23 protein-coding genes and 1 tRNA gene are annotated in these 24,143 nt (G+C 60.2%); 3 read left to right on the top strand and 21 right to left on the bottom strand.

From position 1 onward, the window contains the following. The 3 genes from J4P02_RS29755 to J4P02_RS29745 form a co-directional block, all read right to left on the bottom strand. Nucleotides 1-184: flagellar basal body protein (locus J4P02_RS29755; protein WP_426191106.1), on the bottom strand; the 184-nt coding region annotated here is incomplete at its 3' end. Between the two features lie 300 nt (nucleotides 185-484). After that, complete coding sequence (locus J4P02_RS29750) at nucleotides 485-1,192, bottom strand: SOS response-associated peptidase family protein (protein ID WP_426197176.1); 708 nt, start codon at nucleotides 1,190-1,192, stop codon at nucleotides 485-487. 20 nt (nucleotides 1,193-1,212) lie between these two features. Further along, nucleotides 1,213-1,545: a hypothetical protein gene (locus tag J4P02_RS29745; RefSeq protein ID WP_426197174.1), complete on the bottom strand. Its 333-nt coding sequence runs from the start codon at nucleotides 1,543-1,545 to the stop codon at nucleotides 1,213-1,215. Nucleotides 1,546-1,806: 261 nt separating this feature from the next. Between J4P02_RS29745 and J4P02_RS29740 the strand changes: the two genes are divergently transcribed. Both J4P02_RS29740 and J4P02_RS29735 read left to right on the top strand, forming a co-directional pair. Then, on the top strand, nucleotides 1,807-2,355 hold the full coding sequence (locus J4P02_RS29740) for a hypothetical protein (RefSeq protein WP_426197172.1): 549 nt from the start codon (nucleotides 1,807-1,809) through the stop codon (nucleotides 2,353-2,355). Next, the gene (locus J4P02_RS29735; protein ID WP_426197170.1) at nucleotides 2,355-2,825 is read left to right on the top strand and encodes a hypothetical protein; all 471 of its coding nucleotides are present in this window, start codon (nucleotides 2,355-2,357) and stop codon (nucleotides 2,823-2,825) included. The genes J4P02_RS29740 and J4P02_RS29735 overlap by 1 nt, the downstream gene beginning before the upstream one ends. 519 nt (nucleotides 2,826-3,344) lie before the next feature. Here the strand turns inward: J4P02_RS29735 and J4P02_RS29730 are convergent. Then, a complete protein-coding gene (locus J4P02_RS29730) occupies nucleotides 3,345-5,237 on the bottom strand; it encodes a DUF262 domain-containing protein (protein WP_426197168.1) in 1,893 nt (630 codons plus the stop codon). 510 nt (nucleotides 5,238-5,747) lie between these two features. Continuing rightward, a tRNA-Ser gene (locus J4P02_RS29725) sits at nucleotides 5,748-5,835 on the bottom strand. A 123-nt stretch (nucleotides 5,836-5,958) separates the two neighbouring features. On the opposite strand from J4P02_RS29725, the gene J4P02_RS29720 reads away from it, so the two are divergent. Beyond that, the gene (locus tag J4P02_RS29720) at nucleotides 5,959-6,630 is read left to right on the top strand and encodes a Bax inhibitor-1/YccA family protein (protein WP_025126693.1); all 672 of its coding nucleotides are present in this window, start codon (nucleotides 5,959-5,961) and stop codon (nucleotides 6,628-6,630) included. A gap of 71 nt (nucleotides 6,631-6,701) precedes the next feature. Here the strand turns inward: J4P02_RS29720 and gspM are convergent, their stop codons facing one another. From gspM to gbpA (J4P02_RS29640), 16 genes are all read right to left on the bottom strand, one after another. Then, a complete protein-coding gene (gspM, locus tag J4P02_RS29715; protein ID WP_426197165.1) occupies nucleotides 6,702-7,205 on the bottom strand; it encodes a type II secretion system protein GspM in 504 nt (167 codons plus the stop codon). A 2-nt stretch (nucleotides 7,206-7,207) separates the two neighbouring features. Next, entirely contained in the window at nucleotides 7,208-8,347 is a 1,140-nt protein-coding gene (gene gspL, locus J4P02_RS29710) for a type II secretion system protein GspL (protein ID WP_426197163.1), read from the bottom strand. A gap of 6 nt (nucleotides 8,348-8,353) precedes the next feature. After that, nucleotides 8,354-9,241: a type II secretion system minor pseudopilin GspK gene (gene gspK / locus J4P02_RS29705; protein ID WP_426197161.1), complete on the bottom strand. Its 888-nt coding sequence runs from the start codon at nucleotides 9,239-9,241 to the stop codon at nucleotides 8,354-8,356. Then, nucleotides 9,234-9,869 (bottom strand): type II secretion system minor pseudopilin GspJ, encoded by a 636-nt coding sequence (gene gspJ, locus J4P02_RS29700; RefSeq protein ID WP_426197157.1) that lies wholly within the window; start codon nucleotides 9,867-9,869, stop codon nucleotides 9,234-9,236. The genes gspK and gspJ overlap by 8 nt, the downstream gene beginning before the upstream one ends. After that, a complete protein-coding gene (gene gspI, locus J4P02_RS29695; protein ID WP_426197155.1) occupies nucleotides 9,866-10,261 on the bottom strand; it encodes a type II secretion system minor pseudopilin GspI in 396 nt (131 codons plus the stop codon). The genes gspJ and gspI overlap by 4 nt, the downstream gene beginning before the upstream one ends. Further along, entirely contained in the window at nucleotides 10,236-10,730 is a 495-nt protein-coding gene (gene gspH / locus J4P02_RS29690) for a type II secretion system minor pseudopilin GspH (RefSeq protein WP_426197153.1), read from the bottom strand. The genes gspI and gspH overlap by 26 nt, the downstream gene beginning before the upstream one ends. Before the next feature lie 3 nt (nucleotides 10,731-10,733). Then, nucleotides 10,734-11,168, bottom strand: coding sequence for a type II secretion system major pseudopilin GspG (gene gspG / locus J4P02_RS29685; RefSeq protein ID WP_426197150.1), 435 nt, complete (start codon nucleotides 11,166-11,168; stop codon nucleotides 10,734-10,736). An 18-nt stretch (nucleotides 11,169-11,186) separates the two neighbouring features. Next, the gene (gene gspF / locus J4P02_RS29680) at nucleotides 11,187-12,404 is read right to left on the bottom strand and encodes a type II secretion system inner membrane protein GspF (protein WP_426197148.1); all 1,218 of its coding nucleotides are present in this window, start codon (nucleotides 12,402-12,404) and stop codon (nucleotides 11,187-11,189) included. 2 nt (nucleotides 12,405-12,406) lie between these two features. Continuing rightward, complete coding sequence (gspE, locus tag J4P02_RS29675) at nucleotides 12,407-13,900, bottom strand: type II secretion system ATPase GspE (protein ID WP_426197146.1); 1,494 nt, start codon at nucleotides 13,898-13,900, stop codon at nucleotides 12,407-12,409. After that, nucleotides 13,897-15,813 (bottom strand): type II secretion system secretin GspD, encoded by a 1,917-nt coding sequence (gene gspD / locus J4P02_RS29670; RefSeq protein WP_426197144.1) that lies wholly within the window; start codon nucleotides 15,811-15,813, stop codon nucleotides 13,897-13,899. The genes gspE and gspD overlap by 4 nt, the downstream gene beginning before the upstream one ends. A 12-nt stretch (nucleotides 15,814-15,825) precedes the next feature. Continuing rightward, a complete protein-coding gene (locus J4P02_RS29665) occupies nucleotides 15,826-16,359 on the bottom strand; it encodes a type II secretion system protein N (protein WP_426197142.1) in 534 nt (177 codons plus the stop codon). After that, the gene (locus J4P02_RS29660; RefSeq protein ID WP_426197140.1) at nucleotides 16,356-16,862 is read right to left on the bottom strand and encodes a cytochrome b; all 507 of its coding nucleotides are present in this window, start codon (nucleotides 16,860-16,862) and stop codon (nucleotides 16,356-16,358) included. Before J4P02_RS29660 ends, J4P02_RS29665 begins: the two co-directional genes overlap by 4 nt. A 66-nt stretch (nucleotides 16,863-16,928) precedes the next feature. Next, nucleotides 16,929-18,467 (bottom strand): N-acetylglucosamine-binding protein GbpA, encoded by a 1,539-nt coding sequence (gbpA, locus tag J4P02_RS29655; RefSeq protein ID WP_426197138.1) that lies wholly within the window; start codon nucleotides 18,465-18,467, stop codon nucleotides 16,929-16,931. Nucleotides 18,468-18,731: 264 nt separating this feature from the next. Further along, nucleotides 18,732-20,318, bottom strand: coding sequence for a lytic polysaccharide monooxygenase (locus J4P02_RS29650; RefSeq protein WP_426197136.1), 1,587 nt, complete (start codon nucleotides 20,316-20,318; stop codon nucleotides 18,732-18,734). 223 nt (nucleotides 20,319-20,541) lie between these two features. Then, nucleotides 20,542-22,080: a lytic polysaccharide monooxygenase gene (locus J4P02_RS29645; protein ID WP_426197134.1), complete on the bottom strand. Its 1,539-nt coding sequence runs from the start codon at nucleotides 22,078-22,080 to the stop codon at nucleotides 20,542-20,544. Nucleotides 22,081-22,362: 282 nt separating this feature from the next. Continuing rightward, nucleotides 22,363-23,865, bottom strand: coding sequence for an N-acetylglucosamine-binding protein GbpA (gene gbpA / locus J4P02_RS29640; RefSeq protein WP_426197132.1), 1,503 nt, complete (start codon nucleotides 23,863-23,865; stop codon nucleotides 22,363-22,365). Between the last annotated feature and the right edge of the window lie 278 nt (nucleotides 23,866-24,143).

The following is a 24,143-nucleotide window of genomic DNA, read 5'->3' as shown; positions in this document are numbered from 1 at the left end:
ACAAACGCACGCCGTTACCCACTACCTGGGTGCCGCTGCCCAGCTTGGTGGCCGAGTAGACGTCGGAGAACTCTGCGCGGGACGACTTGAAGCCGGTGGTGGCAACGTTGGCGATGTTGTTGCCGGTGACATCCAGTTGTTTGTTGGCCGCATAGAGGCCACTCAGGCCAATATTGAAAGACATATTCCACTCCTTGTGTGTCGGTTACAGCAGCGATTGATCCCCACGGTTCATGTGTCTGGATACCGGAAGCTCTATCGGCGCTGGCGCTTGAGTCGGGAAACGTCAAGAGACCAGACTCTTCGCTGGCTGAGGCATAGCAACCTGTGTGCCAAGCCTGAACCCTCCGTAAATCAAGGCCTCCCTGAAAAGGGGGAGGAGGACACTATAGAAAAGCGGCAATGTTTTTCCGCGATTTCTTTGCAAAGTGGCAACTGTATTGCCGCTCTAGTCCGGGATAAACCGGCATGCATGCGCGAAACTTCAGCCATTGTTCGCCGCATCGCCGCCGGCGAGCTTGGTCAGGGGCTCGATGAGTTCAGGGCCTTGATTCCTGACGTTGTCGACGGCGTGACTGACTCTGAACCAGCGAAAGGCGTCTGCAACTTCTCCCTGATCCAGGGCTATCTGCTCGGCGCGTTCCTTCGGCGTGGCCGGATCGAGCCACTCCCGGGCCAGGGCCGGCGCCAGGACTACCGGCTGGCGGTCGTGAATATCGACCATCCCCCCTTCGCTATCTGCAGTGATGATCACAAAACCTTCGTGCTCGCTTCGGTCTTGGCCGGGCAACTGCCCGATTGAGGCGCAGAGGATGGGGGAGCCGTTTCGATGCTTGATCAAGTAGGGCTGCTTTTTCGGGCCGCCTTCGTCGACCCACTCGAACCAACTATCAATAGGGCAGATAGCTCGGTGTGGCCATATCTGCCGGAAGAATGGGCCATGGGCGACCTTCTCGACGCGGGCATTTATCGGCGCTGCTCGGTCTGTCGCCCAGTGCGGCCGCCAACCCCAGGTCACAGGGTCTGCATACAGCGTGTCGTTGGCGATATGGAAGAGGGCAAGCTGCATCGTTGGCGCCGCGTTATAGCGCCCCAGGGGCTGGTCACCGACATTGTTGACCAGAGCCCCGGGCATGCTCAGGGCTGCGACGAAGTCGTGGATACCACGGTACTGGGAGAGTCTTCCGCACATGGTTGTGCCCTCGTTTGCTCTCAGCGTAGCTTTCCACGGGTGCCGTCGGGTAATTGTCGACGAAGATCCTCATTAGCACGGTCCATGCTCCGGACTGTCAGTTCAAGGTCGCGGACCTGTTGCCGGAGCCTTGCTGCTTCTCCCGAACGCTCCCGAAGGCGGCCCAGGGCCTCGTCGCGGTCGCTCTCAGTCTGGGCCTGCATGTTCACCAGCTTGAAAATGTTTTCCCGTGCTGCGCGCAGTTGCAGATTCAGCTCAGCAATTTCATTTTCCAGCAGCAGGATGTGCTGCTTGCTGGTTTCCAGGGGCGAAGGGATGCCCAACCAGTTTGCTGTGTCGTCTTCGATATGCACGGTACTACCCTCGAATCTAATACTGTTTTTATATACAGTAATCTAGGCGAGTCTTGGTCGCGATTTCAGGCGACGAGCTGCTAGCGATGCCTTCTTTTGATACGAACAGGTCCTTCGCGAACGGCAGCTGTCGCCCCATAGCTGCCATTGGCGAAGTGCAATCGAAGTAGCGATTTTTCATTGAGTCGAATACTATTTATCGGTTTTGATGCTAAATAGCCATATGGCACACATCACGGTTTACTCCAAGGAATCTAGTTAATGTTGGACGTAGTTGTGTCAGGAGCAATCTCGCTATTGATGGTGCTTGTAGAGTCCGTTGGAATAGCAGTTGCAAAATGCGCGGTAGTTCGTCGTCAGTCGGAAAAGCGTGTTGCAATTGCAATGTCGGAAGCTGCCGATAGCTTTACAGGTGCGGCCTCAGGACGGGTTGCCTTCATCGCTGAGGCAGGTGCAAAGGCTCGGAATGAGGTTAGGAGGGAGCTAATACTTAATATTATTCCTGGTCCAGAGTTTTCGTTTATGGCTTTAACTTTTCTTGTGACATTGTTTTTGTCATATTTTTACGCCACCGATGCTTTGCGTAAGACTATAAGTCCGTTTTTGGCGGGGTCTTCCAGTAATTATCCAATTCTATTTGGATCTATATTGGCATCATTGGTTGTATGGTTCTTTTTGTTTTTGTGGAGGGAGATGGTTGTTTCTTCTGAAACAGGCCGGCATCGCAAGAAATGCATCTCTGCTATCATGGCGTTAGGTGTTATTAATCTTACCGCTGCTCTCTATTTGATTATTGCAGGGAGAGTGTGATGTTAGAGCTAATTTTAAAAATTGCCACCATTATCGCTACAGGCGTGGTATCTCTGGTTGTGCCCGAAGTGGTTAGTAGAGTTTCAGCTCGCCGCCCTAAAATCTATGACTATCATGATCTTCTGGAACAGGCCGAGAAAGCCAGGGCAGCTGGAGCCAATTCTGCTTCTGTTCAGCTAGCTTTTTCTTGTGTAGAGATAATGCTAGATCAGATCTTAGATAACAATGAAGGTGAGATTGATTTTGTTAGAAAGGTGAAGTATGTCCAGCAAGCAGGAGTGCTCTCCGATGATGTTGCGGCTGAGTTGAAAAAACTTTCTGGTATAAGAAATAAAGTTATACACCCCCGCCCTAATCAGGTGAGAACTGGTGCTACTCCCGAAAGTGCTGCAGATTTTATAAGTAGGGTGAAAAAGGCGTTGATGGATATTGAACGTGCTGAGAGTAAGTTGCTGCAGAAACTAAGCTAATTAATGTTCTTCATGATTTCCTATTGATTTCAATTGGCAGTACACAATCCGAGACGGAGTCTATGTTCGTATGGTGTCGGCTGGCTAAGCCTATCTTGAACAGATGAAATCGCCTGGCCGTAAAGGCTACATTGGGACGGAATCAGATTATCGCGACCAACCGCTATGGGTCGATTTTTGCGGGTCAAAGCCACCCAGGTGCTGATTGAGTCCATTCAGTTACGCAACTGAAATACCTCGGAATATTTAGGGGGAATTCTGGGTGAGATGTGGGGTGTTATAGGCCGATATATTATCCCGTATTTTCTGGCCTAAACCGGCCTGTGGGTAATAAGTAAGGGGTTCGAATCTCTATGCTGGCGGTAAGACTAAACAGTATATTGGCCCTGTATGCTCAAGGGGTTTCCATAGATATCCTCATTGTCAATTTTTAGAAAAAGGCGCTCACCGCCGGATTTCAGGGGAGGAGAGTGCCTTTCTCATTAATACTCAAGGACAGTCAAGAGTAAAAGTACCGACTCACGAAAACATCTTTTCTAAACCATCCCTAGACCAGATCAGTTGAGCAAGGTCCGAGTAAAATTTTGCGCGACTCTCTAGAGCTGTGTCGTCTGTGTGAGAGCTGGGTTCATACTTGATGTTGTTGTCTGAGGCAAATTTTCCCCAGTTCGGCTGATTTAAGTAGAACTCATCCGTTAGGGTTTGAGCAAGAACGTTTTCACCTGCGTATCGTTGGCGTTTAACGCTGTAGGGCAGGTCTTTCATGGATCTATTTCTACTGCGAGGCAGCAATATCAGGCCGGCAATCCTGTTTCGGAAAAGGAAAAATTCTGTGTGGGTACCAAAAGCTTTTCCACCATTTTTAGTGATGTCATCGTTAGTCTCTGCCATTTTATTTGGCATAAGATGTTCGATGTCAAAGGTCCGGGACTCACGGGCACGACTTGCATAATCGGCGAAACCTACTCGGTTTGCAAAGTCTAACGAGTTTTCTAAAAAATCAGAGAGACGTCCAAGGAGGTGCAGTAAATCTTGGCGCTTAACTTGTAAATATGTGCAGGTTTTTATTTGATCTACTTTATCTTTTTCATTGTCAAAGCGCTTCAAAAGAGCTGTTTTTAAATCGGCGGTAGACAAGTCTCTGACTTCTTTGGTGAGGTCGAATATGATGTCTCGTATATTGTCATATGTGTTCTCCTTGCCATTTATCACGCGAGCTGTGGCAAGATGATCAAGGTAGTATGAAATTGATTTGATCTTTCGATTTGCTTCTGAGTTTGTATCTGATGGTTTGATGGCGCTGAAAATTACCATCGATTGAAGCGTTAGGTCCCTAGCACCGTTGTAGTAGACGTGGGGCAGGCTGGATTGAAATGCTTTCTCGCTTTTCTTGATTTTACAGTAAACTTCTACGTAGTAAGGTAGGGTGCCAGTTAATAAGTTGGTGAAGTCATCGCTAGTCTTTAAACCGAGAGTTTCTTTGTTGTCCATTACCCAGCGATGGTAGCTATCGCCTATGACTTCAAAGTCTCCAGGCGCATCACCTCGTTTTTTGCCGCGACTAGTGTTTGCGTATTTTGCACGAATCCAAGTTTTAAAAAAATTTGAGTCTTCATCTGCTCCTAGGGACTTTAGGTTGCTTATGCAATTGTTCCAGGCAGTATGCGCAGACTTATTGTCCGCATCATTGGAAATACTCGAAAGCAAGAAGCCTTTAAGTAGGTCGATAGGACCGAGTTTGAGCCCGCGATCATTCATGGTCACAAACACTTTGTGCCCGTCTTGCTCGCGAGGTACACCAATTTCAAACATATAAACGCAATCGGTGATGAAATCAAAAAGATGTGGTAGTAGTTCGTTTTCGATAACTTCAGAGGCAAGAGATGTATCGATCTCTTGGTAGAGTTCCCAGAGGCGTTCTGTCCCAGGGTCCTTGTTTACAATGTCGTCAACCGCATTGGCAAGATCTAATTCATCTTCTGGGCCGTCGATGAGGATATTGAAAAAATCATGTCTCGAGGCATCGAGATCTAAGTTGTATTCGTTTTGTCCTGCTACCTGTCTTCTGATGGCTTGATCGACAGGTGAGATTTCAGGATTTTTCTTTCGAAGTCTATGGATGTAGGCAAAAATAAGAATTAACGTAGTGACTCGTTGCTGCCCATCGACAATTGCTTTCCCGCCTTGTGCAACTTGGGTGGTAATAATGGTTCCGAGGAAATATGGGTCATACCCTAAGATATCTTTCCTACCGTGTGTAGGTTTCCAGCAGGAGAGAAAGGACTCTTGAATGTCAGAAAGTAGTTCGTGGAGATGCTTGATTTCCCATTTGTAGTCGCGCTGGTAAGTAGGTAAAACAAACTTTTGTTGAAGGCAGTTATTAACTGTTTTCCTGTCAAAAGTGATTTGCATCACACCGCTCCATCGGGTTTAAAGGCGGCTCACACAGCCGGAAGGGCACAACGATATCATGGCGGTGCAATCGTTTGGGATGGAGGAGGGCACTTGTATCAGTAGGTGGATCTGTGGGTAAGCGGTTCAGGCCACCTTCCGACCTCGAAGAGAATTGTGGGCGTGGAGGGTGTAGTTGGTACAAAAATGGTGGTGCCTGTTTTTTTGTGCTCTGAAGCCAGTTTCATCGGCGGGAGGCAAGGAAAATATGTCGGAGCGATACAGCAACTACTTCCGGGCAGTATCTGCCGGCCGCGGTGTGTGGTAGGAATCGACCATCCTGAGATTAGGAAACTGTAGGACAGCATCCAGGTCGGCCCATGGGGTTTTGGGGCTGTCGGCAAGGTGCCGTAGGGGGGGCGTTGCGGAAACTAAAGTAATGATGCGGAAACGGTCAGTTGGTAACGGTAAGCGACCGTGAGCAACAGAAACAAAAAAGCCCTGACTAATCAGGGCTTTCTCGTTGAGATTTGGCGGAGGCGTAGAGATTCGAACTCTAGGACCTGTTACAGTCGGCGGTTTTCAAGACCGCTGCCTTAAACCACTCGGCCACACCTCCAGATCGCATTGCGGGCGCCATAATACCCGAATGAAACACACTGTCAAACTCTCTGCATCGCGAGTTACAGAGCCTCTGTTATCATCCTTGCCACTAAATGTTTCCCCCAACAGGAGTGTCGCCATGCGCGAACAGGATTACGCAGTCAACAACGGCGTGCAGGCCGAGCAGCTAGAGGTCAGCCGGGTCCTGCGCAACACTTATGGCCTGCTGGCGCTGACCCTGGCGTTCAGCGGTGTAATGGCCTACGTGGCGCAGCAGATGCGCGTCGGCTACCCGAATATCTTCGTCGTACTGATCGGTTTCTACGGTCTGTTCTTTCTCACCAACAAACTCCGCGATTCGGCCTGGGGCCTGGTTTCGGCCTTTGCCCTGACCGGTTTCATGGGCTTTTTGCTGGGCCCGATCCTCAACCGCTACCTGGGTATGCAGGGCGGCGCTGAAGTGGTCAGCTCGGCGTTTGCCATGACCGCCCTGGTGTTTGGCGGCCTGTCGGCCTATGTGCTGATCACCCGCAAGGACATGAGCTTCCTCGGTGGTTTCATCACCGCCGGTTTCTTCGTCCTGATGGGCGCGGTGCTGGCCAGCCTGTTCTTCCAGATCAGCGGCCTGCAACTGGCGATCAGCGCCGGTTTCGTGCTGTTCTCCTCGGTGTGCATCCTGTTCCAGACCAGCGCCATCATCCACGGCGGCGAACGCAACTACATCATGGCCACCATCAGCCTGTATGTATCGATCTACAACCTGTTCGTCAGCCTGCTGCAGCTGTTCGGCATCCTGGGTCGCGACGACTGATCCCTGGCGTCGAGCCATAAGAAAGCCCGCTTCGGCGGGCTTTTTGCTGGGCGGGTTTCAGCGCCGGTGCTTCAGCGGGTTTGCACCTGCAACCGTGCTGTGGCCGTGGCCTCCTTGCTGACCTCGATGGAAAACGACAGCACCTCCACCTGTTTCTGTTCCAGCGCATCGACCCAGCTGATCAGGTTGCCCAGGGGCCCTTCGAGGGCCAGGGCAACCCGGCCCGGGGCTTCGTTATCCATGCGCTCCAGGTTCAGCCCGGCCTCGCTGCTGGAACGCGCAAGCAGCCCCGGCAGGGCCTCGGCGGACGTTGCGGGCTGGTTGTTCGACGCACTGGCGGCGGGCAGTTGCAGGAGTTGCTGATGCAAATGACTGACCTCGATAAAGCGTTGCTCGGTGTTCTTCAACGCCTGCTGCTGCGGTTGCCAGAGCAGCAGATAAAAGCTGCTTGCCAGGGTGAATGCCGCGAGCCCCAGCAGGGCCCGCTGTTCGCGCTTGGCCAGGCGTTGCCAGCGCCCGCGGGATTGCTCCAGCAGGCTGGACAGGGATGATTTCTTGGCGGTGGGAGGGTTCACATTCACTCCTTGATCTGCAACCGCGCACTGACCCCTAGGGCATCGCGCACTGAAGAGTCGGTGCTGGCGTCCAGGCCCTGGGCAACCAGGCCTTCGCGCAGTTGTTGCAGATCGGCGAAAGCCGGCGCGCTGACTTGCAGGCTCCAGCCTTCACCGCTCTGGTAGTCGATACGCTGGACCTGGGCCAGGGCGCCGTGGCTGTTGCTCCATTGCTCGGCCAGCCGGGACAGTTTGTGGGCGCTGCCGGGGCTTTCCTCCACCTGCATTTGCTGACGGGCGTGGATCTGCGCCGCCAGGTCGGTGACTGGGCCGGCATCGGCAAAACGCTCCTGCCACAGTGCCAGGCTGCTGGCCTGAAGCTGATCGCTCTGGCGCTCCAGGTGCCAGCGCTGGCCAGCGCCTTGCAGCAGTTGCGCACCCGCAGCCAGTACCAGCACCAGCAGTGCCAGGCGCCAAGGCGCGGTGGGGCGGGCACGTTGCAGAAAGTCCCCTTGGCGCAGGTCGATGGCCTGTTGCGAACCCAGGCTCAGGCTGTCCCAGGGACGCTCGTCGAGTTGCCACTGCCCGGGGTCGAAGCCTTCCAGCTCCGGTGGCTGCGGCCCCTGCCACTGCAGGGCAGGCGGCAACCGCGGTGCCAGGCTCGCCAGATCGTCCTGGCCCAGTACCAGACGCATCGGCGCCGCGCCGCCCAGCAGCCAGCGCCCTTCGAAAGCCAGGGCCCGGGGCTGATCCTGGGGCAGGCAGTCGGCGTCGATATGGATGCGTCCGGGTTGCAGTCCCAGCTCCGCCAGGCGCTCCAGGCAGTGCCGCAGGCGTGCGCGGTTCAGCACCAGCACCGCGCACGGGTGTTTGTCCTGGAGCGGGCCGTGGGCGATATGCAGCTCGTCGAGTTCGTCGATCAACTGCTCTTCCAGGGCACTGTGCAGCGCCTGGCGCAGCCAGCGGCGGCTGCGTACCGGCAGGCTGACCTGATGGTAACTGGCCATTTCCATGGGCAGCAGCAAGGTTGGTGCTTGCCCGCGCAGATCCGCCGCGGCCTGCGCCAGGTCGCCCTGATGCAACGGGCCGTTGCTCTGCCACCAGCAGCAATGCCAGGACGTCGCCTCGGTGGCGTGGGGAGAAAGATAAAGCCAGTGGCTCATGTCGGTTCACTCGGTCTTCGATTGATCAGGCGGTGGACTGGGCAGCAGCGTGCGCTGCTGCACCCGGACCTTCTTGTTGTCCAGCAGGCGCAGGTCGCTGATCAGCCGCAGCCGCCGCGAACCCTGCTCGACATCGACGGTGGCGCGAAACTGCCGGCTGCCGACTCCCAGCCCCTGGGGGCTGATATCCCGGCCCTGGAGCATGGGGCTGGAAAGAAACGTCGCCACATCGGGGTAGCCCTTGGTCGGGCGCGCGCTGGCCAGGTTGCGGGCGGTGGGCAGATCGATGCCTTCGATACTGGCCAGCACCTCGGCGGGGGCGGTATTGACGTTGATCGTGCTGGTGTCGAAAGCCTCCACCAGGGGCGCCAACTGTTGCAGTACCTGGCTGTCCACCTGGGGCAGTTGGCGCAATTGGCTGAGGTCGCCCAGCGGCCGCGGTACGCCGTCGGCATTGCTGGCGCCGCCGAGCAGGGCCGGGTCATGGGCGCGGATACCTTGCTGCGCCAGCAGACGCTGGTAGCGCGCGCGCAAGGTCGGGTCGGCGCTCTGCTGCAGGCTGTTCAGGTTGAGCCGGGCGCTGAGGTCTTGCAGTTGGATATGGATACGCCCGCCGTCGATGTTGAACTCCGGCGCCGGCTGCGCCCAGTGCTGGCCGCGGTGCGTGACCTGCAAGCCGCCTTCGCTGCGGGCATCCTCCAGCAGTTGCTCACGGGCCCAGCTTTCGCCGGCCAGGGCCAGGTTCCACAGCTGTTGTTGCTGCTGCAGGTTGGCGCTGGCATGCAGGTTCAGCCGTTGCCGGGCGAGCATGCTGCTGACCACCAGGGTCACCAGCGCGGTGATCAGCAACACGCTAAGCAGGGCCACGCCGCGTTGTCGTCCAGGGTTATTCATCGGTTGCGCCCTCGTCGCCATCGATACCACCCGGCAGCAGGATCACTCGGCGTACCTGTGGGTAGCCGGGGGCGTCCAGCTCGACTTCCACGGCCGCCGGCAAGCTCAGCCGCTCAGTGCTTACCGGCCAGTGTTCGTGGGCCTGGCCATGGCCATCGATATAGCGCAGACGGGTCAGTTGCACGCCTCTGAGCAGTTGCTGTTGCTGGTGTTTGACGCCGGCGTCCGGCGTCTCTGCGCCGGGCTCTGCCACAGGTTGCGACAGGGCCTGCGCCTCGCGCAGCCAAGCTCCGTCCAGCCAGCGGTGGCTGACCTGCAACAGGTTGCTGCGCGGGTAATGCAGCGGGTTGGGCCAGCCGCCACGCACCAGGCGCACGGCGTCCGGCTCGCCGAGCAGAGCCAGGCGAAGGCCGGGATCATCCGCCAGGGCGTGGCGCCGGGCCTGCACCAGGTCGCGCTCGAATACGCTCAGGGCCCGTTGCAGGTCACGCAGTTGCTGTTCGTGCTGGCCGATGCGCTGATCGCTGCGCAGCACCCGATCGAGCAACTGATAGGTGGCCAGCCCCAGCAGGCTGAAGATGGCGATGGCCACCACCACCTCCAGCAGGGTGAAACCGCGTTGCTTCATGGTTGCGCCTCGATATAGCCGATCAGGTGCGCACGGCTGTACTGACGGGCGCGCTGCGGGTTGGATTCTGCGGACACCCGCAATTGGATCTTCAACAGCCGGGGATCGGGCGCGGTTTCCACCTCGCTGAACAGCCACCAACTGCGCCCGCCAAACTCGATGCGTTCCTGGGCCGTGCGCGAGGGCGCCGGGAGCATGGCGCTGCGCAGTTCATTCATGCGGTTGTCGGCGATCCACAGCGCCTGGGTGCGTTCGGCGAGGTTGGCGCTGTTCACCGCGATGTGCTGCACCGCGCTGAACAGGGCGACGGACAAGGTGGCGAAAATCGCCAGCGCCACCATCACTTCCAGCAGGGTGAAGCCCCGATCAGTCCTGGGTTTCAAGTTGTGCATCCTCTATGCCGTCGCTGGAAAGGCTCAGCAGTGCCCGATTGCGCTGCTCGAACCACAAGGTGAAGGCACTGGTTTCATCACTGGAAAGCACCAACAGTTGCGGCAGCTCGCCGCGCTGGCGGTCGGCGCCCAGGGCAGGCCCGGCCTCGGGCACTTCCAGGCGCAGGTGCAGGCTGTCGGGCAGGTGATGCGCGGCAAAGTCTGTTGCTGGGCGCCAGTGGCCCTGCGGGTCCAGGCGCTGCACCGAGTAGCCATCGGCCTCGATGCGCAGGCCGAAGTCCTGGTAACCGAGCACCGCTTCCTGGCGTAGCAACTGCAACAGGCTTTGCAGGCGCTGGGCTTCCTGGCGGGCCTGGCGCGCGGCGTTATTGGGGTTGACCAGGCCCACCAGCCCGGCAATCAGGGCGATCAGCAGGATCACCACCAGCAGTTCCAGCAGGGTGAAGCCCCGGGCTTGGCGGCGCTGCACCGGTCAACGGTCCCAGTTGCCGATATCGGCGTTCAGGCCCTCGCCGCCGATCTTGCTGTCGGCGCCGAAGGAGAACAGATCGTAGGCACCGCCGCGGGTGCCAGGGACGCGGAACTGATAGGCGTTGCCCCAGGGGTCGATGGGCAGGCGCTTGAGGTAGCCGTCGGGATTCCAGTTGCGCGCCGGCGGGTTGCCACTGGGCTTGCTCACCAGGGCCTGCAGGCCTTGCTGGTTGCTGGGGTACTGGTGGTTGTCGAGCTTGTAGATGTCCAGGGCCATGGCGATGGCCTTGATATCGCTGTTGGCCGCAGAGGCCTTGGCCTGGTCGGGGCGGCTCATGATCTGCGGCACCACCAGGGCGGCGAGCACGCCGAGGATCACCACCACCACCATGATTTCGATCAGGGTGAAACCCCGTTGTCTGTTAGCTGTTTGCACGTTGGGAAATTTCCGTGTTCAGGTAATCAATTGGTTGAGGCTGAGGATCGGCATCAGGATCGCCAGCACGATGACCAGCACCGAGGCGCCCATGAACACCAGCATCGCCGGCTCGAACAGGCCCACCAGCAGGGCGATGCGATTGGCCAACTGTTCTTCCTGCTGTTTCGCGGCGCGCTCGAGCATGCTGTCCAGTTCGCCGGAGCGTTCGCCGCTGGCGATCATGTACAGCATCATCGGCGGGAAACTGCCGTTGAGCTCCAGTGCCCGGGTCAGGCTGACACCTTCGCGTACGCCCCGGACGATGTCTTTCAGACCGGTACGAATCTGCTGGTTGGCCACCACTTCACTGGCAATGCTCAGGGCATCGAGCAAGGGCACGCCGCTGCGCCCGAGAATCGCCAGGGTGCTGACAAAGCGCGTGCAGTTGCTGGCCCGCGCCAGGGTGCCGATCAGCGGCAGGCGTAATACCAGGGCGTGCCAGCGTTGCAGCTGCTGCGGTTGGCGCAAGGTCGCGCGGGCCGCCGCCACTGCGGCGCCAAGCACCAGCAGCATCGCCAGGCCGTAGTCGCGCAGCACGCCGCTGGTGGCGATCAGGCCGCGGGTCAGCAGCGGCAACTCCTGGCCGCTGTCGATAAACACCTTGATCACGTCCGGCACCACAAAGCCCAGGAGGAAGCCGACGATGCTGATGGCCGCCACCATCAGGATGCTCGGGTAGAGCATGGCCAGTTGGATCTGCTGGCGCGCGGCCTGGCTGGCTTCGGTGTAGTCGGCGAGGTTGAGCAGCACCTGATCCAGGTGTCCGGAACGCTCGCCAGCCGCCACCGTGGCCCGGTACAGGTCGGGGAAGGCCTTGGGATAGGCTCCCAGGGCCACCGCCAGGCTGTAGCCCTCCAGAACCCGGGCGCGAATCGCCAGCAGCATGCTTTTCAAGCGCTGCTTTTCACATTGCGCGGCCACCGCCGCCAGCACTTCCTCCAGTGGTAGAGAAGCTTGCACCAGGGTTGCCAACTGTCGGGTCAGCAGGGCCAGTTCGGCGCTGTTCAGGCGGCTGCCGGAGGCCTTGGTGCTGGCCGGGTCGCTGCTGCGCGGGTTCTGGGTGCTGGTGAGCTTGAGCGCAATCAACTGGCGCTCGCGCAGCATTTGTCGGGCCTGGCGCGGGCTGTCGGCTTCGAGTACGCCGCGGGTCTTGCTGCCGGTGGCGCTCATGGCCAGGTATTCGTAGGCGGCCATGTTCAGTCCCTCTGGGTAACCCGGAGCATTTCTTCAAGGCTGGTCAGCCCCTGCAGCACCATGGCCTGGCCGTCATCGAACAGGCTCGGAGCGTGCTGTCGGGCGTGGAGTTGCAACTGGTGCTCGCTGGCGCCGCCATGGATCAGCTGGCGCAGGGTGTCGTCGAACAGCACCAGCTCGTAGATCCCGCGGCGGCCGCGATAACCCGAGTGCTGGCAGCTCGCACAACCCGCCGGGCGAAACAGTTGCGGCGCGGTGTCGGGGTTCAGGCCCAGGCGCTCGCAGGCTGCGGCATCGGCCGGGTGCGCCTGCTTGCATTCGGGGCACAGCACCCGCACCAGGCGCTGGGCCAGCACCCCCAGCAACGAGGTGCAGAGCAGGAAAGGCTCGATGCCCATGTCCACCAGCCGGGTCACCGCGCCGATGGCGCTGTTGGTGTGCAGGGTCGAAAGCACCAGGTGCCCGGTGAGGGAGGCCTGCACGGCGATCTCCGCGGTCTCGCGATCGCGGATCTCGCCCACCATCACCACGTCCGGGTCCTGGCGCAGGATGGCCCGCAGGCCTCGGGCGAAGGTCATGTCGACCTTGGCGTTGACCTGGGTCTGGCCGATGCCGCCCAGGTGGTATTCCACCGGGTCCTCGATGGTCAGGATATTGCGCTCCAGGCTGTTGAGGCTGGCCAGCCCGGCATACAGCGTGGTGGTCTTGCCCGAGCCGGTGGGGCCGGTCACCAGGAGAATCCCGTGGGGTTTGTGCAGGGCACCTTCCAGGCGCTGGCGCAGGTCCGCGCTCATGCCCAGGTGAGCCAGGTCCAGGCGCCCGGCCTGTTTGTCCAAGAGGCGCATCACCACCCGTTCGCCGTGGCTGGAGGGCAGGGTCGAGACCCGCACGTCGACCTCGTGGCCGGCGATGCGCAAGGCGATCCGGCCATCCTGGGGAATGCGTTTCTCGGCAATGTCGAGCTTGGCCATGACCTTGATTCGCGATACCAGCAGGGTCGCCAGTTCGCGTCGCGGGCGCAGCACTTCGCGCAGCAGGCCATCGACCCGCAGGCGCACCGAGAGGTGCTCCTCGAAGGTTTCCAGGTGCACGTCGGAAGCCTTGCTCTTCACCGCCTCGCCAAGAATGGCGTTGATCAGGCGGATGATCGGCGCGTCGTCTTCCTGCTCCATCAGGTCGGTGGTCTTGGGCAACTGATCGGCCAGGCTGGACAGGTCGAACTCTTCGTCGAACTGGTCTCCCAGGCCATCGGCCACCTGCCTGGCATCGTTCTGCGCCTCGCGGTAATGGGTCGCCAGGCGCTGGGCGAAGGCCGACTCGTCGAGCACTTCGCTGCGCAGCGGCGCACCGTTGAAACGCCGCACTTCGGCGATCACCGACCAGGGCGTGTCGGCCCGGCAATAGAGCACCGTACCCTGGTCCTGGTGCTCCAGCACCACCGCGTGGCGCCGGGCATAGGCGAACGCCAGGCGCGGGCTTGCGCTGGGCCGGATCATGGCTGTGGCCCGCTGTCGGCAGGGCGCACGTCGATCAGGCCCTGATCACCTTGGCCATTGGAGTCGAACAGCTGGTGCGGGTCTTTCGGCAACTGCCCGCGGGACTTGCCGTCCAAGGTGCGCAGCGAGCGCAGGTCGTTGTACTTGCGGGTGCTGAGCTTATCGGCGTTGCCACTGCTGCGCAGCAGGGTCGGGCGCAGGAACACCATCAGGTTGGTCTTCTCATTGACCTCCTTGCTGCTGCTGAACAACTTGCCGATCCAGGGAATATCCCCCAGCAAGGGCACCTTGCTCACCTGCACCTTGACGTTGTCCTTGATCAGGCCGCCGAGCACGATGATCTGCCCGTCCTTGGCCAGGATGGTGCTCTTCACCGAACGCTTGTTGGTAATCACGTCGCTGGCGCTGATGCCCGGTGGCGCGGCGGCCAGCTCCGAGCTTTCCTGCTCGACCTTCAGGCGCAGGAAATTGCCTTCGTTGATATGCGGGGTGACCTTCAGGGTGATCCCCACATCCTTGCGCTCCACGGTGGTGAAGGGGTTGCTGGCGCCGGCGGTGTCGGTGGTGTAGGAGCCGGTCTGGAACGGCACGTTCTGGCCCACGAGGATTTCCGCCTGCTCGTTGTCCAGGGTCAGCAGGCTCGGAGTCGACAGCAGGTTGTTGTTGGAGTCGCTGGACAAGGCCGTGACCAGCGCGCCGAAATTGCTGCTGCCCACGCCCAGCACAGCGCCGTCCGGCAGGCTTGGGACCTTGCCGTCCTTGGCGCCCAGCAGGGTGCCGATGGCCAGGCCGGCGCTGTTGAAGTTGGCCGCGCCGGCCCACTTACCATTGCCAGCGGCCCACTGCACGCCAAGGGCCTGGTTGATATCGCCGCTGACTTCGACGATCGCGGCTTCCACCAGCACCTGGGCGCGGGGCTGGTCGAGCTCGTCGATGATGCTCTCGAAGCTGGTCAGTTGCGCCGGCTGGCCCATCAGAACCAGGGCGTTCTGGCTTTCGTCGGCGCTTACCAGCACTGGGCTGTCCTGCTTCTGGCCTTCGCCACGACCGCCGGTCTCCAGGCGCTTGCCGATACCGCTGAGCAGGTCTTCGAGCTTCTTCGCATCCAGGTGATTGAGGCGCCGGACCCGGGTGTTGTCCCCGGCGTTCTTCGGCACGTCCAGGCTCAGGGCCAGGCGCTGCATCTGCTCGCGGGCCGGCGCCGGGCCCACCAGGATCAGGCGGTTGCTGCGGCTGTCGCCAATTGCCTTGGCGCTGCCCTGGCTGCCGTTGCTATCGGTCAGGCTGTCGCTCAGGGTCTTGGCCACGTCGGCGGCCCAAGCGTGCTTGAGCTGCAGGATGTTGAACTGGCGGCTACCAGCGTTATCCAGTTCCTCCACCACCTGGCGCACCCGCTGCACGTTGTTGGCGCTGTCGGAAACGATCAGCGCATTGGCAGTGGTGGACGGCGCCAGATAGGCGTCCGCCGGCACCAGCGGGCGCACTGCGGCCACCACCTCACTGGCGTTGGCGTTATGCAGTTCGATGACCTGGGTGACGATTTCCTCGCTGACCCCGCTGGGTTTCGCATGGGCCTTGGTCTTGGCTTCCGCCACCGGCAGGATCAGCACCCGGTCGCCCTGGTCCATGGCGGCATAGCCTTGGCTGCGCAGGGCGCTGAGGAACAGCGAGTAGATGCCTTTCTGGTCCATGGCGGTGCTGGACTGCACCGTCACCTTACCGTTCAGGCGCGGGTCGAGAATCATGGTCTTGCCGGTAATCTGCCCGACCTCGTTGACCAGGTCGCGCAGTTCGGCGTCTTTCATGTTCAGGGTCCACTGCTGCGGTTCGTGAGGCAGTTTTTCAGTGGCGTGAAGAGGGCCGATCATGGTGCCGAGGGCCAGCAGGGAGCCTGCGATCAATGCTCGTTTCATGGTATCCGGGGGTCACAAGGAAGGTTGGACAAGGCTGTTCTGCCCGACCCGCGCGGCAGTGCTGGTTGGCACTTCATGGCCGCTGGGCAGGGGGATCAGCAAGGGGGTGGCGTGGCTGGCCAGGGACAGTGCCTGGTCTTCGCCATAACGTTGCAAGCGCACCTGGGTGACGCCGATTTCCCGCAGGATGGCGCCGCCGGGCAGCGACTCGCCGATGCGGTAGAAGCGGCCGCCGTCCGGCGACTCGATCAGTGCCCGGGACAGTTCCGGGCGGCTTTCCACCAGGCTCGCCAGCAGCGTCAGCGGCACCGCAGGCACGAGGCCGCTGGCCGCTTGCGGCTCGACACCGAACATCCGCGCAATGGCGGCGCTGTCCACGGCGTGGGGCGCAGTCACTGCGGTTTCCTGGAGGGGCGGGCTGTCGTTGCGCTGCTGTTGCTGCAGCCATTGCCAGCTGTCATGCCCGAGCCAGGCCAGCCAGCCCAGCAGCAGCGACACCAGGGCCACCGGCAGCACGCGCCATGGGCACAGCTTGCGCAGGTTCACAGGGACATCCGCCGCAGGAGTTTTTCACCGCGCCAGTGGTGCAGGGCCACCGCCGCCACATGCCCGGCCACCAGCAGGGCCAGGGCCACGCAGGCGTATTTGTGCACGCTGTTGAAAAAGCCGGTAAGCAGGGGTTCATGCAGTGGCTGCGACAGCGACAGCAGGCCGAACACGTCGATCGGCCGCTCCATCATCAGCACGCCGGTGACCAGCACCAGGCCGGTCATCACATAGAGCGCCAGGTGGCCGCTCTTGGCCAGCAGGTGCGGCAGTCGCTTGGTCGGTGCCGGCTCGTGGTGATCCAGGGCACTGAGCACGCGCAGGCCGAACAGCGGGATCAGCAGGAAGGTCAGGGACACATTGATGAAATTAATGCCGTTGGCCAGGGCCGGGGGCAGTTCCAGCAGGGCATTGGCAAACCCGCTGAGAGTCGCCCAGATGATGATCAAGGCGAAGATCCAGTGCAGCAGCACATGGAATCTGGAATAGGGAGTCGATGGCATGGGCAATTTTTCGGCAAGAAAGTGGCGTGGCGCATCGGCGCCACGCCAGGGTTGACGAAGGAGGGCTTACTTGACGAGTTTCCAGGCCGAGGTCCAGGCGAAACCTACGCCCGGCTCATAGGCATTGGAGCCTGTGGTCCACTGCTTGCACCAGCCCTGGGTTTGACCTTTTATGCACTTGTAGATGTGGCCATTCTTGGGTTGCAGTACCAGGGTATCGCCTGTGTAGCTGCTCAGGCCGTTGGGGAACGCGTATTGGTATTCGCCCGGCTTGGACGGCTCATTGCCGCCGCCAGTGCTTTCCTGCTTGAGCTTGAAGCGGGCGCTCTGCTGCAGCAGTTCACCTTTCTTCGAAGTGGCCACCACGGTCAGGTCGTAGTCGCCGGCACTCACGCCGCTCAGTGGCATGGAGAAGTACGGGGTATTACCGGCCGGAGCCTGCTGGAAGGCCACGCTTTCACCCTTGGCGTTGTATACCGTGGCCTTGATGGTGTAGTCGCCGCCCTTGGCGATGGCATTGAACTGCAACTGCGCCTTGCCGTCCTTGAGGTTGTATTCAGGCTGCACGCCGCTGATCGACAGTTCGCCCGGCTTGGCTGCCAGTTCCTTGTCGATCATCACGTTGCTGATGTCGCTGCCCTTCTTCACCAGGATGTCGTTCTTGCCGTAGTTGGGCACCACTTCATCCTTGGCGTTGAGCACGCCCATCTGGTAGCCCAGGTTGGCGGCATTGACCTTCTTGGCCAGCTCGTGCGGCCAGACGTCGGCCTTGGCCAGCTCGGCGGAATCGATATTCAGTACCACCTGCTTGGCGTTGACCTCGCCCTGGGCGTTGAACACCCGGGTCTTGACCTTGTCGCCGAGGCTCAGGGCTTCAGGCTGCACCGCACCGACGCTGTTCCAGCTCGATGGCAGTACCGCGCCATTGTCGATGTTCAGGTCCACCACGCTGTAGAAGGTGGCGTCGGTGTCATGCACTTTCCAGGTCGCCAGCAAGACGTGGTAGCCGCCGTGGTCGGCAGGGATATTGACCACGTGCTGGGTCTTCTCGCCCTGCTTGGCCGGCACGGTGTGGCTGGGCCAGGCTTGATCGAGCAAGGGCTTGAGTTCGAACGAATCGCGGGTCAGCGGCTGGTTCGGGTTCCAGTCCTTCTTGGTGATGTAGAACTGCCAGTAGCGAGTGGCGTGGCCGGCGGTGTATTTCCAGGTGAAGGTGTTCGGGCCCGGCTTGATGTTGTTCTTGCTCCAGCGGGTCGCCGACTGTTCGTTGATTGTGGAGAAACGGGTCAGGCCGCCGGCAGCGATGGTGCCATTGGCCGGGCCGCATTGGGTGAAGTCACCGGTGCAGGCCTGGGAGCTGCTCGGGAAGTGCGAGAAACCAGCACGTCCCGGAACGCCAATGTATTCGGTGCTTTGTGGCTCATACGCGACTTCGCCGCAGTTTCTATTGAGCTGGCCGCCGTTTTCGTGGCACATGAAGCTGCGGGATTTTGGCGATTCGATATAGCCGTGGGCGGACGCTTGCTGCACTGCCAGCCCGGCCAGGCCTAGGGCCAGTACCAGTGGCAATTTGCGGAATGAGCGGGCTCGGGTGTTGTGGGTCATCGAAGAAGGCCTTAAAGCGGGAAAATTGAAATTGCCTGAAGGTCCCGGGGCTGCGGCTGGGGAACCGGCCTGATGGGGCGGTGGCGTCCATGCCGACGCATCCCCGAGACTGCAGACAGGCTACGTGGCGGGGGGAGGGCGTCCCATGGGACGAGTACGAGAGTGCTGGTGCTGGGCCAGTCAGTGCCGTGGCGCTTTCGGCCAGGCAAAAAAAAGCGTGGCATCTGCATGCCACGCTCAAGGTTCAAACCTTCGTTCTAGTTGTTATTGACGGTCCCAGGCCGTGGTCCAGCTGCTGCCGCGACCAGGCTCGAACTGGGTGGCGCTGCTGCTCCACTGCACGCAGAAGCCGGCCTGCTGCCCGTCCTTGCACTTGTAGATATTGCCGTCCCTGCCCAGCACCTTGGTGCCGCCCTTGTAGCTGCTCAGGCCCTCGGGGAACTTGTAGTCGTACTGGCCGCCTGCGGCCGGCTTGTCACCGCCGTTACCCGGCTTGTCGCCACCTTCTACCGGCTTGTCGCTACCACCGCTGTTCGGCTCGGCCTTCACGGTAAAGCTGTGGGTCTGCTGCAGCAGCTCGCCCTGGTCCGACTTGGACACCACCACCAGGTCGTACTTGCCGGCCTTGAGGTCTTTGAGGGCGATGGCGAAATGCGGGGCCAGGCTGCCGGCCGGGGCATGCTCATAGGCCAGGGTCTTGCCGTTGGCATCGAACACCTTGGCCGAAATGGTGTGCGGGTCCTTTGGGTTGCCGGCCTTGAGAATGGCGGTGAAGTGCAGCTCGATCTGACCGTTACGCATCGTGTATTCAGGCTGCAGGCTGCTGATGCTGAGCTCGCTCGGCTGGCTGGCGCGCACCTTGTCGATGATCACGTTGGTGATGTCGCTGCCCTTCTTGATGTAGATGCCGTTCTTGCCCGGGTTTGGCACTACCTGGTCCTTGTCGTCCAGCAGGCCCATCTGGTAGCCCAGGTTCGCCGCGTTGACCTTCTTCGCCAGCTCGAGCGGCCAGACGTTCTCGTCGGTCAGGTTCTTGTTGTCGATATTCAGCACCACCTGCTTGGCGGGTTGCTCGCTGTTGGTGAAGACTCGGGTCATGACCTTGTCGCCGATTTTCAGCGGCTCGGGCTGCACCGCGCCGATATCGCTCCACTGGGACTGCACGGCACCCGCGTTGTCGATATTGACATCCACCACCTGATAGAAGCTGTTCTGGTTGTCATGCACCTTCCACATGGCCAGGATCACGTGATAGCCGCTGTGATCAGCGGGGATATTCACCATGTGCTCGCTCTTGCCTTTGAGGTGCTGCAGGCCATCGGGCATGCCACGGCTTGGCCATGGCTGGTCCAGCAGCGGGGTCATCTCGAAGGAGTCGCGGGTCAGCGGCTTGTTCGGGTTCCAGTCTTTCTTGGTGATATAGAACTGCCAGTAACGGGTGGCGTGGCCGGCGGTGTAGTGCCAGACGAACTTGTTCATGCCGGGCTTGATGGTGGTCTTGGCCCAGCGGGTGGCAGTCTGTTCGTCGAGGGGGGTGTCGCCAACGCCGCCCGAGGCGATGGCGCCGTCGGCCGGGCCGCAACTGCGGAAGTCACCGTCGCAGGATTGGGCCCTGCTTGGGAAGTGCATTCTGCTGTTATTGGTGTGGTACTCGACACTCTGGGGCTGGTACATGATTTGGCCGCAGTTGGCATTGAGGCTGCCGCCGGGGCTGCTGCACATGTAGGCCCGGGATTTCGGGCTCTCGATATAACCGTGGGCGCTGGCTTGCTGAGCGGCGAACGAAGCCATGCCGATGGCCAGGGCCAGAGGCAGCTTGAGGAACGAACGGGCTCGGTGCAACGTGATCATCGAAGGATCCTTAGTCAGATGTTATTGGGTTCAACCTGCGATCTCAGGAGCTGAGGGCCACCGCTTCCTGCGAACGCTGTACCCAGGCTATGGCAGCCGGGGTCGGGCTTGAATGAGACGGGTACTAAACGGGCAGGGTGGTGGGAGGCAGGCTTTTCGGTCAGGCAAAAAAAAGCGTGGCATCTGCATGCCACGCTCAAGGTTCAAACCTTCGCTCTAGTTGTTATTGGCGTTCCCAGGCCATTTTCCAGTGAGCACCGCGACCAGGCTCGAACTGGGTGGCGCTGCTGTTCCACTGCACGCAGTAGCCGCTGTAGGGGTGGCCCTTGCACTTGTAGATATTTCCATCCTTGGCGAGCACTTTGGTGTCTTTCTTATAGCTGCTCAGGCCCTCGGGGAACTTGTAGTCGTACTGGCCGCCAGCGGCCGGCTTGTCCTTGTCACTGACCGGCTTGTCGCCACCGTTGCCTGGCTGCTCATTGCCGCCGGTGTTCGCCTCGGCCTTCACGCTGAAGCTGCTGCTCTGTTGCAGCAGTTCTCCGCTCTTGGCGCTGGAGATCACCACCAGGTCGTACTTGCCGGCCTTGAGGTCTTTCAGCGCGATCTTGAAGTACGGGGTCAGGTCGTTGATGTCGGCATGCTGGTAGGCGATGGTCTTGCCCGTGGCATCGAACACCTTGGCGTGGATGCTGTACTGCTCCTTCGGATCGCTGGCCTTGAGAATGGCATTGAAGTGCAGGTCGACCTGGCCGTTCTTCAGGCTGTACTCAGGCAGCATGCCGCTGAGGCTGAGTTCGCTTGGCTGGCCGGCGCGTTCCTTGTCGATGATCACGTTGGTGATATCGCTGCCTTTGTTGACGAAGATGCTGTTCTTGCCCGGGTTGGGCACGATCTGGTCCTTGGCGTCCAGCAGGCCCATCCGGTAGCCCAGGTTCGCCGCGTTGACCTTTTTCGCCAGTTCGAACGGCCAGGTGTTGGCATCCGCCAGGTTCTTGCTGTCGATGTTCAGCACCACCTGCTTGGCCGGCTGCTCGGTGTTGCTGAAGACCCGGGTCATGACCTTGTCGCCAACCTTCAGCGCTTCGGGCTGCACGGTACCGATATCGCTCCACTGGGACTGCACGGCACCCGCGTTGTCGATGTTGACGTCCACCACCTGGTAGAAGGAGTTGGCACCGTCGCCGACTTTCCACACCGCCAGCACCACGTGATAACCGCTGCGGTCGGATGGGATGTTCACCGTATGTTCGGTCTTCTTGCCCGGCATGCCGCCACCCCATGGCTGCTCCAGCAGTGGCGTCTTCTCGAACGAGGCGCGGGTCAGCGGCTGGTTCGGGTTCCAGTCTTTCTTGGTGATAAAGAACTGGTAGTCACGGGTCCGGTGCTGGGCGGTGTAGTGCCAGGTGAAGGTGTTCGGACCCGGCTTGATGGTGTTCTTGGCCCAGCGGCTGGACGTCTGCTCGTTCAGTTGAGAGAAGGTGCGCAGGCCGCCGGAGGCAATCTTGCCATCGGCCGGGCCGCAGTCGAAAAAGCCTTTGCCGCAGCCGTACGACTCGGAATGCTCGACGCTTTGCGGCTCGTTCATCACCGCCCCGCAGCTGGTGTTCTTGGCACCGGCTGCGGAAGTGCACAGGTAGGCGCGCGACGGCGGGCTTTCAACGTAGCCGTGGGCGCTGGCTTGCTGAGCGGCGAACGAAGCCATGCCGATGGCCAGGGCCAGAGGCAGCTTGAGGAACGAACGGGCTCGGTGCAACGTGTTCATTGATGGATCCTTAGTTAGACGTTATTGGATTCAACAGACCATCGTGGGGTGGTTTCCGGTGGTTCGAACCGAGCCGGTCGTCCTTGTCCGACGCCCCATGACGGCAATGCACAGGTTAGGAACATGCGCTGTCCGGGCCTATGGGACAGGTACGAGAGTGCCAAAAAGTCCGCGTCAGCCTGGCCAGCCAGGCGCGGCCCGAGCCCCGGCCCGCAGGCAAAAAAAGAGCGTGACACTTGCGCGTCACGCTCCGGGGTTCAGCTTTGTCGGCAAAGAGCCGGGTCAGTGGCGGGTCCAGCCCCATTCCCAGGAGCTGTTCTCATGCCCAGGTGCCAGCGCTGGCATCTTGCAATAGGCGCTGAAGGGGCTGGGCTTGCACTCATAGACATGCCCATCAGTGGGTTGCAGCACCAGGGTGCCGGCCGTGTAGCCCTTGATGCCTTCCGGGTACTTGTAGTCGTAGTGGACCACCGGCTGTTCTTCGCTTGTGGCCGGCTTGAGGGTGAAGCTCAGGGTCTGCTGCAGCAGCTGGCCACGCTTGGACGAGGCCACCAGCACCAGGTCATAGGTTCCCGGCTGCATGTTCTCCAGCGTGGTGGAGAAGTGTGGCGCCAGGTCGCCCACGGTGCCCTGTTGGAACTTGATGCGCTTGCCGGCCGAGTCGTAGATGCCGTAACGCAGGAAGTAGCTGTCGTTGGGGTCTGCATCCTTGATGATGGCGTTGAAGTGCAGGTCGGCCTGGCCGTCTTTCAGCAAGTATTCCGCCTGCAGGCCGCTGACGCCGAGCTCGGCGGTGGTGCTGGCCAGCACCTTGTCTATGATCACGCTGGTGATGCCGCTGCCGTTCCTGGCGAAGATGCGGTTCTGCTCCTGGCCCGGGATCACCCGGTCCTTGTCGTCGAGCTCGCCGATCTGATAACCGAGGTTGGCGGCATTGACCTTTTTCGCCAGCTCCAGCGGCCACTGGTCGGCCTTGGCCAGGTTCGCGGAGTTGATCTCCAGGGTCACCTGCTTGCCCAACTCCTCGCCCTGGTCGCTGAACACCCGGGTGCGGACCTTGTCGCCAACGGCCAGCGCTTCGCCCTGCAGGTTGCCGATGGCGCTCCAGGCGGATTTGGCACTGTCGTCCACCGGCTTGCTGCCGGCGCCGGGGTTGTCGATATTGACGTCCACCACCTGATAGAAGGCGTTGCTGTTATCACCGACTTTCCATACCGCCAGCACTACGTGGTAGCCGTTGCGGTCGGACGGGATGTTCACCGTGTGGCTGGTTTTTGTGCCTGGCATCTCACCATGCCAGGGCTGTTCCAGCAACGGAGTCTTCTCGAACGAGTTACGGGTCAGCGGCTGGTTCGGGTTCCAGTCTTTTTTGGTGATAAAGAACTGGTAGTCACGGGTCCGGTGCTGGGCGGTGTAGTGCCAGGTGAAGGTGTTCGGCCCCGGCTTGATGCTGTTCTTGACCCAGCGACTGGATGTCTGCTCGTCGAGTTTGGAGAAGCTGTTCAGGCCTCCGGAGGCAATCTTGCCATCGGTCGGGCCGCAGGCGAAAAAGCCTTTGCCGGGGCAGCTTGACGACTCGAAATGCTCGACGCTCTGGGGTTCGTACATCACTGCCCCGCAGTTGGTGTTCTTAGTTCCGCCGGCGTAACTGCACAGGAATGCACGAGATTTCGGGCTTTCGATATATCCGTGAGCGCTGGCCTGCTGGGCGCTGAAGGAGAGCATGCCAATGGCCAGGGCCAATGGCAGTTTGAGGAAACGGCGTGCTTGGTATTGCGAGATCATCGATTGATCCTTGATTTAGTCGTTATTGGATTCAACAGGCGATCGTGGGGAAGGATGCGTTCGCTCGGGTCGAGCGGGCATCCCTGTCTAAACGCCCCCGAAAGCAAACCTCAGGGTAGGTTTCAGGGGCGAGGGTTTGTATGGGACAGGTACGAGAGTGCTCATTTGGAGGCTGCTGCCTGGCCAGAGTCGCGCATCCTCGGCACGAACCTGCGGGCAAAAAAAGAGCGTGACACCTATCGCGTCACGCTCTGGGTTCAACCATGTAGGGAAACGGC

It is taken from the genome of Pseudomonas sp. NFXW11 (assembly GCF_049887815.1).
In the GTDB taxonomy this organism is placed as follows: Bacteria; Pseudomonadota; Gammaproteobacteria; order Pseudomonadales; family Pseudomonadaceae; genus Aquipseudomonas.
Note: the sequence above shows the minus strand (reverse complement) of the source record. Positions and strands in the feature narration are given on the sequence as shown.